This is a genomic window from Enterococcus sp. 1001283B150225_161107_E12 (assembly GCF_015556925.1).
In the GTDB taxonomy this organism is placed as follows: domain Bacteria; phylum Bacillota; class Bacilli; order Lactobacillales; family Enterococcaceae; genus Enterococcus_B; species Enterococcus_B mundtii.
Genome location: NZ_JADNNI010000014.1, coordinates 83,946 through 95,790 on the forward strand (window position 1 = coordinate 83,946; position 11,845 = coordinate 95,790).

The window sequence follows — 11,845 nt, forward strand, 5'->3', positions numbered from 1 at the left end:
CTACATTTGATGTGCGTCACACGCAGCGAACACATTCAATTCAAACATAAATTATTTAGCTAAACTAGCTTTTAATGCATCTACTTTATCTGTTTTTTCCCATGGCAAGTCAACATCTGTACGTCCAAAATGACCATATGCAGCTGTTTGTTTATAGATTGGACGACGCAAATCAAGCATTTCGATGATTCCCGCAGGACGTAAGTCAAAGTTTTCTCTTACCGCAGCAATCAACGCTTCTTCTGGCACTTCTGCTGTTCCAAAGGTATTGATTGAGATCGAAACGGGTTGAGCGACACCGATTGCATAAGCCAATTGGACTTCTACTTTACGAGCAAGTCCTGCTGCTACGATATTTTTCGCAATGTAACGTGCCGCATAACTTGCTGAACGGTCAACTTTCGTTGCATCCTTACCAGAGAAAGCACCGCCGCCATGACGGGCATACCCACCATACGTATCAACAATGATTTTTCGTCCTGTCAATCCAGCATCTCCTTGAGGTCCGCCGATTACAAAACGTCCAGTAGGGTTAATATAATATTTTGTTTGTTCGTCCAGTAGTTCTGCTGGAATAACTTCTTTGATCACTTTTTCAATGACATCTTGACGAATCGTTGCGTTATCAACTGCATCATCATGTTGTGTCGAAATAACGATCGTATCGACTCTTTCTGGTTGTCCTTGGTCATTATATTCTACAGTGACTTGTGATTTTGCATCTGGGCGCAAATATGTTAATTCTTTTGATTTACGCAATTCAGCTAAACGACGTACTAAGCGATGACTTAAAGCAATTGGTAAAGGCATCAATTCTGGTGTTTCATCCACTGCAAAACCAAACATCAACCCTTGGTCACCAGCGCCGATTTCATCTAATAAATCTCTTTCTTTTTCGTCACGGATCTCAAGTGCTTCATCCACCCCTTGAGCGATATCTGGTGACTGCTCGTCAATTGCTGCCAATACTGCTACAGTATCACCATCAAAGCCGAATTTTGCACGAGTATAACCAATTTCTTTGACTGTCTCACGTACCACTTTTTGGATATCCACATATGCTGTCGTAGAGATTTCGCCAAATACTAAAACTAACCCCGTTGTTACAGACGTCTCACAAGCTACTCTTGCATTTGGATCTTGTTCTAGGATCGCATCTAAAATCGCATCACTGATTTGATCAGCGACCTTATCCGGATGTCCTTCTGAAACAGATTCTGATGTAAATAAATGTCTTTCTACCATAATTATGATTCCCCCTAGTTAAATTCGGTTACAAGGCATCTCCGTTCGTACGGATCCTCTCGGGAACTTGCAACGAGTCAAGTATAGCAGATAAACAGATTTTACGCTCGTTTTTTTGTTACTTTTTAGAAAAAAGAGAAAGTTGTAAAAATGATAAGGAAACGAATTTTTTAGAATAAATAAATAGAAGGAGTTCGTGTGTTTTAGTTCGTAAAATCAGTTATTGAACGTATTTAATTGGCTCTTTTTCTATTGCCTTTTTAGTTCATTTATTGCTGGCTTTCTGGCTAGATCTTTACTTGTTACTTTTGCCTGATGTTTGACTTGAGAAAGCATATAAGAGAATCGATTTTCTCGTGAGGAACAAATAGCAACTTCTTCCGAAGCAGTTGCCAGTGTGTGAACAGCTTGCCTACTGGTATTATGCCAAGGTAAGGGAATCCATTGTTTACTTATTTGATTTGAGTGATTAAATTTTTCAATTCTGTTGCGGTGATTGATTTCTTTCTGAATTTCTATTGTTTTTTCCTGAAGAAAATCAATCGAAGAATCGATTATTTCTTTTGCTATTGGTATCTGGGTATAGGTGTTTCGATCTGTTATGAGACTTATTTCATGTCTAATACTTAGAAGTGCGCGATGCAAGTCCGACAAATCAACTTCACTGATCTCACGTTGATATAATGTCCCCGGTGCCTCTGCTACTTTTAAGATTTTTTCTGTTATTTGTTCGTCGACTGTTGGTGGAATACTGCCACCTCTATTCAAGATTACCTTTATATAAGGATCTTCTCTGTATAATGAACGGATATTTCGATACCATTCATCTTTACTAAGACTACTACCCGATTGTTGCACATGCGCATATATCGAATTTCTAAATCGACAATAACCAAAAACATAATCAAAGTTTTTATTCCATTCCCGATTGTGTTCCTTCATTGCATGAAGAAATCTTTTCTGCATCTCAAAAGTTGCGTTCTTATGCTTACTATTCCACGTTGGTGTTATTTTAGAGCAATCAACTAATTCAAATAGGCAATCATTACAATTGAACAAAATCAATCTTAAAGATGTTTCGATTCCACTTACTCCATAATTATTAGTCGTTGGCGGTTCCAATTTTATGGCAGGAATCTTTTTGAAATGGTGAGAAAGAGCTTCGATTTTTATTAATGTTCCATATGGATGGAAATTTAATAACTCCCGTGCAGAAAATAAAATATTACTCAATTCTTCAGCTTTAGTAGCTGATACCATCACATAAGATACAGCCCCCGCACCAATCTCTTTTTTCTTATCTACTTGCATCACCAGAAACTGGTCATCCTTTTTATAGACAGTTAACCCACAGACATGTCCAGCTTGGTCAGAAGCTAACGTAGAATAACTCGTCGGAAAAAGCATAAAATCTGTCGGATCATTATTTCTCAAATTCTCTAAAACAATTTTTAACTTCTCCATTCGGTCAAAACGATACAACGCAATCGTTCGTTCCAATGACTGAATGATAGATAGTTGCCTTTTTTTATCAATAAAAAAGCCATCTTTGTCATTTTTGAGCATTTTTATGTAAGTTGAAAATAATAATATGTAATTTTCCGGTCTGACAAAATAATCCTTGTTACTCTTTAGCGACAAAGTTAATGCTAACATATCCATTCTTCTTGCAAATTCATATAACTGTTTTGTTACTCCAATCTCTGATGATAAAAAATAGGCGCTAGTCCTTGGTATCCACTTCTCTGCAAACTGAACCAACCACCCTTTATCACTTAGCAATCCCCATTCTTTTTTTCTTAATTCTGTTCGTCTCTTTATTTCTGCGTAGTTTTCTTGAAAACGCTCGTCAATCCTTAAAAGTAGATGTTCATTCATTTTTTTAGCTACTGGAATTTTTATGAATGCTAATCGTTCTTTGATGATGGATCGTAAACATCCATCAAATTTGAGCATGAGCACTAACTTATCATCAGCAACCTCCTTAATATCCTCTTCATAAAGTTCACTTAATGATTCTACTGCTCGATCAAGTCTTTTGATTAATTTCGCTTCATTTAGAATTGGAAGATCTCCATTACCATTTTGTATAGCGAGGATATAAGGATCCAATTTAAAAACCGTTTCAATAAGCTTATACCAAATTTTTTCTTGTCTGTGGTGATGGATGATCGTAGTTTCTATAGCATACCCTTTTCGGTATAAATAATAGCCAAAGATATAATCAAACTGAGCATTCCATTTTTTGTTTTTTCCTTTGACTACTTTAAGAAACCTTTCGCGCATTTCTACTGTTGGATTTGGATGAACTAAGTTCCATGTCGGTGTCACTCTCTCATTTATATCAATCGAAAATATATCTCTTTGGCAGTGATACAAGGCTAATTTTAACGTAGCCTCTAATTCCAGAATCACACAATTCCCTGTCATCTGTTCTTTCATTTGTATTGTTGGAATAGATTGAAATGCTGCTGAAATTGCTTCGATATCTTTAAATATATCAAAAGGTTTGTGTCCGTAATGATCTCGATTAACAAAGAGTATTTTACTTAAGTGCTCGATCTTCGTTAGCGGTATCTGGGTATAGGAAACAACGGTCTGTTTAAAGTATCTTTGTTTGTCTACTTGGATCGCCAATAAATGATTGTTTTTCCGATAGAAGATCAAGCCACATAGATGAGCAGATAGATTATGCTCAAACACAGAAAAAGTAGCCGGGAAAATTAGAAAGTCTGTGGGGTCATCACTTCTCAAGTTTAGTAATAATTCTTGTATCTTCATGGGTTTCTTGATCTCGAAAATCTGTTTCGAGTATTTTAATGATTCAATAATGTGTGCCTTTCGTTCCTTATCAATGAAAAAGGCATCTTGATCATTTTGGATCATTTTTTCATACAGTGCAAAAATCATTTCTAGTCCGTCATAAAAGCGATCATTTTCTTTCAAAGACAGATTCATGGCAAGTATATCAATTCTTTTCTTAAAATCATTTATTTCCATTCGTTCTTTTTTCGATTGTTTTTTCATTATTCATAGTTACCTCCAAAATAAATAATTTTAGTTTTTGTTGCAACATTCATCGTATGACTAACAAAATATGACACATTTTATAGCCCATTTTGGGCTTTTAAAAAGAGAACGGATGGACAAATACCTTGCATATCATGGTAGGAATTTAAATCTATCCTTTCTCGTATGTATTTCTTTATATGCTCACTTGATATATCAGTTGTAATCAGCAATCTATGCTCTTCGAATGAATCAAAACTCTTGTATCTTTTTTAGTGCCAAGCTTAAAGCGAACTTAGCTGATTTTTTATCCATTCATTTCCATAGTTATTGTTTTCGATCCTCTCATCACTTTCCATTAAAATAAATAACGCAAAATCACTTTTCTTGTCTATGATTCTTCTTGTTTGTTGCTTCTCTTACTAGATTATTGCTTACATAACCAGATAAATTTTTTGCTCGATCACATAGTTCCGAAAAGTGCCCTTTTAGAGTATCACCAAAATTTGTACTTCTCGCTAGCAAATTAGGTGAGGTACGAGAGCTGTGTGCAACTGGACTTGATGTTTCTGTAATTGGCATAGTGGTAGAGCGATAGATTGGTTCTTCCTTTTGTTTCTTTTGTGCGAGATCTACACGGCGCTGATACTCTCTTTGCAATCTGTCGTTCTTTATTTCGGTACAATAAACCATGTGTTCAGACATTTCTTTGGCTACCGGAATTTTGATAAATGGGATTCGTTGTTTTATAAAACCTTGCACATACGCGTTAATTTGAATTTCTTGCTGGATCTTAGATGTCTCCATTACTCTCAGGACATTCTCAGGTACCGATCCCATTGTTTCAACCATTTTCTTCACTTTTTTTCTTAGTTGTTCATCAAAGATCGTTGGAATCTGCCCCCCGCTGTTTACCATTTCTTGAATATAAGGATCATGCTGAAAAAGATATCGGATATTCTTAAGAAGGGCTTGTTTTTGATCAATTCCTGAATGTTCCATTTTTTTACATATATTTTTAAAATAAAAATAATAGTCGTAGATATATCGCAAATTCTTATTCCAATTTCCATTAATTCCTTGAACTGCCAAAAGAAATCTCTCTTTCATTGTTAAAGTTGTTCCAAGATCTTCCATCCACCAATTTTGGTGTCTCTGAGGCCTTGCTGAAATAGGCTCATTCAACTTGCCCCATTTTGGTGTTACCTTCTCCTGGTCATTCAAACGAAATATATCTTTTTTACAATTAAACAGGATAGTTCTCAACGATGCTTCTATTTCACTAATGACGGAATTATCAATGGTTTGCTCTTTGAGTTGTATTGCTCGAATCGGGCGAAACTCATGTGATAATCCTTCAATTTTTTTAAGTATATCGTATGGTTTTTCATTTGAAAAATGACGTTCTGAAAAAAGCAATTGACTTAGCGCTTTTGCCTTTTCAAAAGGAACTTTCACATATGATACCGCACCTGTACGATAGGACTGTTCTTTATCCACTTTCATCACAATAAAATTATTTTCTTTTTTGTAAATCGTCAGACCGCAAACATGCCCAAAATACTTCTGTGGATGATCAGTGGAAAAAGCTACCGGAATAAGCATAAAATCGGTAGGGTCATAATTCTTCAGTTTTTCGAAAATAGTTTGGAGACTTTCTGCGCCATCCATGCGATACAACTGTATTGTTCTATTTAACGAATGGACAATATTCATTGTTTGTATTCGATCAACAAAAAAATTATTATAATCAGTTTTGATCATCTTCGCATAGATTGAAAATAGTAATTCGTAACTTTCCGGTGAAACAAATGATTGATCATTCGGTTTCAACGATAATGACATAGCTAGCATGTCCACTCGTTTTGCAAATTCTTGTCTTTGCTCCATTGTCTCTTGGTTCGGAGTGATATAATCCATGATACTAGTTGGTACTACTTTGGAGACAAACTGCGTGATTCTACTGCTTTCATCCAGTTTTCTTCTTATTGTCATACGACGCTTTAATTCACCCTCTATTTCTTCAGAGCGAACTTCCATTTTTGAAAGACAAAGTTGGGTCATCTCCTTAGCGATCGGAAGTCTGATTAGAGGTAATCGTTCTCTATAAACGCTAATGATTTCGCGATTCTTATGAAGCCCATTTACTAACTCATTAAATGGTAAATCGATGACCTCTCCCCCATCTAATTGGTCTAATGTATCTAATACATCTACTGCGGACATTTCCATTCTGTTTCTTAGATAAGATAGTTCCGTGCTAACAGTCCTTGAAATATCACCGTTGCTTTTACGCAATGCTACTATATAGGGATCTTCTACAAATAGAAATTCAACGATGTTCGGCCACGGTGGATAAAAACTCTCTGTTGCTACGACAGAATTTTCAATCAATCGATTTTTCTTATATAAAAAATAATCAAAAACATAGTCAAACTGTTCGTTCCATTCTTGTTTCTTACCTTTGACCGCTTCAAGAAATCTTTTTTTCATTTCAATATTCGGATCAGGATGTTTCATGTTCCATGTTGGGAGCGGTTGTATAGTGGACTCAATAAAAAATTCATTTGTGCGACAATTGGACAAAATGATCCTCAAAGCACTCTCTACTTTACTGATCCAATGATCATTGAACGCTATAATTTCTTTTTTATCAACGGGCGTAGACGTAACTTGGTATTGGTCTGAAATTCCTCTGATTTCATCCACTATATTGGGTACTTCTGAATCAATTGACCCAATAGCATTCCGATCAAAGGTGATAATTTCACACAAACTAACTACGTCCATTAAAGGTATCCAAAAATAATCCTGTTGTCTTAGCTCATCCAGTTGTCCATTCTCTACCTGCGTCACAACTAAATAATCTTCTCTTTTATAGATTGTTAAGGTACTTAACTGAGGCATCATATATTCGCTAATCGGACTCTTAAGAGGAATAGGAAATATCATAAAATCAGTTGGATCATTATCCCTCATATTTTCCAACAATTTTTTCAGGTTCTCTCTATTTTCAATGCTACAGAATTCTTTTGATCGTTGTAATGATTCAAGTACTCTCGCCCGTTGCCCTTTCTCAGTGAAAAATTCATCAGGATCATTCTTGATCATGCTGATATACGTTGAAAAAACCAATTCATACATTCCTAATGATGAACGAAAGTTTTCCGACATTGTATCCAGTGATAGTGCTAAAGCTAGCATATCTAGTCTTTTAATAAATTCATCTTCCGTGTCCATATCATTCTCTCCTCCTAGGTAGTGATTTTGGATTTCCCATACCATATTACGAACTTATCGTTATCCGTCAATTTATTAAGTAAGTTCACAACTAAAAGAACTCTATTGTTTGACTTATTAAAACCACAATTTATATTTTTCAAGATCCATCAGTTACTTTGTCAATGTATTCTGCACTTTACATTTGACTTGTTTACTGACTAAACGCTGATTTTTATCTTTTGACACCTGTTTTACTTGATCAATCATTGAAATAAAACGATTCGACACAGATACCATAGTCCCTGTTGTTCTTTGAGAAGTAGGTGATGATAGTGGAGGGCTTTGAACGCTAGCAGGAGGGGATATTATTGGCAGACGTTCCATCATTTGGCAGGTAGATTCTTTTGGTTCAATGCCGATACGTCGATTGATTTCCTTCTTTATTTCTATATTCTTTATCATTATGCGAGCAATATAGTAGTCTAACATTTCTTTTGCCACAGGGATTTTGAGAAAGGAGAGTCTTCCTTTTAATAATTCTAGTTCATAGGTATTCTCTCGAATTTCTTTGTATAGGTCAGATAACCCGACTGCTTTGATTTCTCTGTTCAACAATATACCTGCTTTTCCTACGAGTTCTATCATTTTCTCTTTTAAAGATACATCAAAGTCAGCTGGGATCATTCCCCCGCTATTCAGTATTTCTACAATGTAAAGATCATTAGAATATAAATGACGTATGGTTGTATACCAATAATCTTTATTTATAGATAATTGTGCTTCTCCCCATTTTATCGATTGTTTTTTTCGATAAAGATAATAACCCAATACATAATCAAAATGTTGATTCCATTCTTGATCTGTTCCTTTCATTGCCTCAACAAATCGTACCTTCATCTCTATGGTTGCTGAATCTTGACTATCTCTTCCCCATTTTGGAGTGATTCGATCACACGTTTGTAAAGCAAAGAGATCCTTTTTACAGTGGAATAAAATCAATCTCAAAGTAGCTTCGATTTCAATAATTCCACAATTACCAGTAGTTTGATGGGCTAATTTTATCGATGGGATCGCTTTAAATTTATGAGAAATAGCTTCGATTTTTCTTAAGATACCATATGGCTTAAAATCAAAAAATTCTCGTGCAGAGAAGATAATTTGACTTAACTCCTGAATATTTTTTAACGGTGCTTTAACATAAGAGACTGCACCTGATTCAAAAAAAGACTCTTTATCTACTTGCATAATCGTAAATTCATTGTCTCTTTTATATATGGTCAATCCACAAATATGTCCGCCTTCTTTTGGATCTAACATATGAAAATAAGCTGGAAACAGTACAAAGTCCGTTGGATCATTATTTCTTAAATTCCCAAAAATATTATGTAAGTCTTCTATGTTTGTTAGTTTATAAATCTCTTTCGTTCGTTGTAAGGACTGTATAATATGTGGTTGCCGTTGCTTATCAATAAAAAAATCTTCTTGGTCATTTTTGATCATTTTAATGTAGGTCGAAAATAATAGATCATAAATTCCTGGGAAACAAATGATATCATCATTGGATTTTAACGATAACGTTAAAGCCAACATATCTATGTTTCGTGAAAAAACATATTTTTTCTGTTGTTTCATTATTTCTGTTTGAACAAAACTACTATCATTTGTTGATACTACGTTTGTTCCTAGCTGAACTAAACTATAACTATTACTTTCCAGAGTTAGTTCTTCTGGTTGATTCTTTATGATACGTCGTTTCATTTCTTTATTTATTTCTTGGTATCGCTCTTGTAGTCTTGAAAGGAAACGTTGATTCATTTCTTTTGCTATAGGGTTCTTGATCATAGTCAACCGATCTTCATAGATAGTGATCATTATTCCATCATGATAGAGTGTATTCATCAATTCAATCGAACTGACTAATGGGAGTTCTCTATCATACAGTACATTTAATGGTTTGACGGTTAAGACAAGATTTTTTTGCAATAGCTCCTCATCTATATCTAAAATCTTTCCATCGCTATTCATCAATGCAAGGATATAAGGATCCCTATTAAAACTTTTTTTGATACTGTCCCGCCACTCATTTTGTTTATTACTAGGTAAAATTGCCTTGATTCCAATATTTCCAGTTTGATACAAATAATAGTCAAAAATGTAGTCAAATTGGTCATTCCAGATGTGATTGTCCGTTTTTATCGCTGCAAGAAGACTTTCACGTATTTGTATAGTCAGCTGAATATTAGCCCCATGCCAGAGTGACTTTATCCTATCAGTAGTATTTACCGAAAAAATGTCTGCTATATAGTGGAACACTAGTATTTTAAAGATATCTTCTAAGGCACTGACCGGATTGTCCATTCCTTTTTTTACTATACTATTTAAAACAGGAATTTCCTGAAACCCAGCTGAAATTGACTTGATCCCATGGAATAAAGAGAAGTCTTCTGAATTTTGCACATTCAACTTCAAAAAAAATAGTTCACTTAAACAAGGTGCTTTTGTTAGTGGAATCCTAGCATATGACACCTGTCCTACACCAAATTTCTCTTTTCTATCTACTTGAACAACAAACAAATCATTTTCCCTTTTATAAACGATCCAGCCACAATAATGTTGTAAATTATTTCCATCTTTATCTAGATTATTCAAATTTTGGAAAAGCATGAAGTCTGTTGGATCATCATTGGTCATTTTTTCAATGATTTTCTGTAGAAAACTTGGATGATCACTGCTATAAAAATCCATAGATCTTTTCAGTGAATCAATCACTTTTGACTGGTTTTCTATATCAATAAAGGATTGATCATCATCATTTTCTAGCATTTTTATGTACGTTGAATACAGTGAACTATAAAAATCTGGTGAAGCAACTCTTTGATTATTTTCCTTTAACGAAAGTGCTAATGTTAATATCTGTAGTTTTTGGAGAAATTCATTTTTATTGTTTTCTTTCATCATTTTTTCGGTATTCATATTTTCCTTTGCCAAAATTCTGTAAATAGTTCTACCCAATTTTAAAAGTTATCAGATCAATGTTTATTTTCTGTTTCTACATTTCCGATTCTACGGCCGCTGACTACTCTCATTTGGTTCAATACGAGACGTCTATTCAGATAAAACAAATTCGATACACCTACTTTTTTGTTTGATGAATGCTCGTATAACCGACACTGTAACTAAATCCAGACTAAGATCGTCATCTCTATTCGCTGTATGTCCAGCATTGTCACATTGATAGGTACAACAGGTTTCAATCATTCGGGATATGATTTGAAGCTAGGGTAGAGTCGCTTCTGCTTCTATGGATACAACGCCATTATCTTCAAGCTTCATTTCAGTTGACGGTTAATAGGGGGATAGTGCGGACGAAAATTGGTTTGTTTTCGATGTATCTATCGAATCTTCTTTTCTAATTTATAGATATTACTTGTTTTGACTAAACAGGTTCCCTCCCTACTCATCGTATCTTTTTACTTGCATTTACTTTCTTATTTGAGCGCTGACTTTCAAGTTCCGAGTCTCCTTTTGCTTGATAATTTTTGTACCAATTTGTTCCTAAGGAATGAAAAAATCTTCTGACCTACAAGGTAGCCTATTTATTTCTTTTTTAAAACCAGCAACATTTCTATGGTTTTCTGTTGCTTCTTCTCCTACCATATAATCCTTCTAACTAAATTTTTCTATCATCTAGTTTAAAATTTATAGATTTATGACGTCATATTTCGTACATTCTAACTAATTATAGTATAGTGACTACTCCTATAAAAATTACCCATTTATTTTAAAATCACGAAAAAAATACTCTCCCATAACATCAGCAAATTGATAGGTTGAAGAAAATAGTAGATTTATATGATGAGAATAATCATTTTCTCAGCTCTACAGCCAAAAGATGATACAGGCTCTGATGATACAGTCTCTATAATGAAGTAAACTGATAAAAACAAAGCTGCTCAAGAAAGGATATCTCCATGGATGAACCTACAAAAATTACTTAGTTTAACAGACAAAAAAATCATTTTCCAAAGAATTGGCTTTCTGAAAAAAAGAAGGTAGACCTTCTCCTACATGATTCATGTAGGGTTAGATAATCAACCAACAGTGGGTTATATGAGATGTAGGATGAAAGTGATCAAATATAGAAAGGGAATCAAAAATACCTTCTAAATACCTTATAGTAACGGGACATTGGAAGGAACAATAATATTAAGGTCAGCAAACGAGTGACTGATAGATACCGCCATTCCTTCCATTTTTTTACCGTATTGACTTGATCCAGGGCTAGGTTTTTCGGCTCTATAATTTATGGGACTGATGAATCAAAATTGATTCTTCAGTCCCATTTTCATTTTAGGTATTAAAAAACATA

General features: G+C 34.5%; 4 protein-coding genes and 1 riboswitch. All 4 genes read right to left on the reverse strand.

The annotated features are described in order from the left end of the window. Positions 1-51 precede the first annotated feature (51 nt). Positions 52-1,245: a methionine adenosyltransferase gene (gene metK / locus I2F89_RS11180; protein ID WP_010734128.1), complete on the reverse strand. Its 1,194-nt coding sequence runs from the start codon at positions 1,243-1,245 to the stop codon at positions 52-54. After that, positions 1,243-1,323: riboswitch (SMK box riboswitch) on the reverse strand. (Overlaps the previous gene by 3 nt.) 171 nt (positions 1,324-1,494) lie before the next feature. Next, on the reverse strand, positions 1,495-4,272 hold the full coding sequence (locus tag I2F89_RS11185; RefSeq protein ID WP_195514337.1) for a hypothetical protein: 2,778 nt from the start codon (positions 4,270-4,272) through the stop codon (positions 1,495-1,497). 360 nt (positions 4,273-4,632) lie between these two features. After that, complete coding sequence (locus I2F89_RS11190) at positions 4,633-7,365, reverse strand: hypothetical protein (protein WP_195514338.1); 2,733 nt, start codon at positions 7,363-7,365, stop codon at positions 4,633-4,635. Between the two features lie 282 nt (positions 7,366-7,647). Continuing rightward, the gene (locus I2F89_RS11195) at positions 7,648-10,449 is read right to left on the reverse strand and encodes a hypothetical protein (protein ID WP_229078112.1); all 2,802 of its coding nucleotides are present in this window, start codon (positions 10,447-10,449) and stop codon (positions 7,648-7,650) included. Positions 10,450-11,845 lie beyond the last annotated feature (1,396 nt).

Coding starts and splice junctions, on each gene's coding strand:
- metK (WP_010734128.1), bottom strand. CDS start 1,245: ATGGTAGAAAGACATTTATTTACATCAGAATCTGTTTCAGAAGGACAT.
- I2F89_RS11185 (WP_195514337.1), bottom strand. CDS start 4,272: ATGAAAAAACAATCGAAAAAAGAACGAATGGAAATAAATGATTTTAAG.
- I2F89_RS11190 (WP_195514338.1), bottom strand. CDS start 7,365: ATGATCAAGAATGATCCTGATGAATTTTTCACTGAGAAAGGGCAACGG.
- I2F89_RS11195 (WP_229078112.1), bottom strand. CDS start 10,449: ATGAATACCGAAAAAATGATGAAAGAAAACAATAAAAATGAATTTCTC.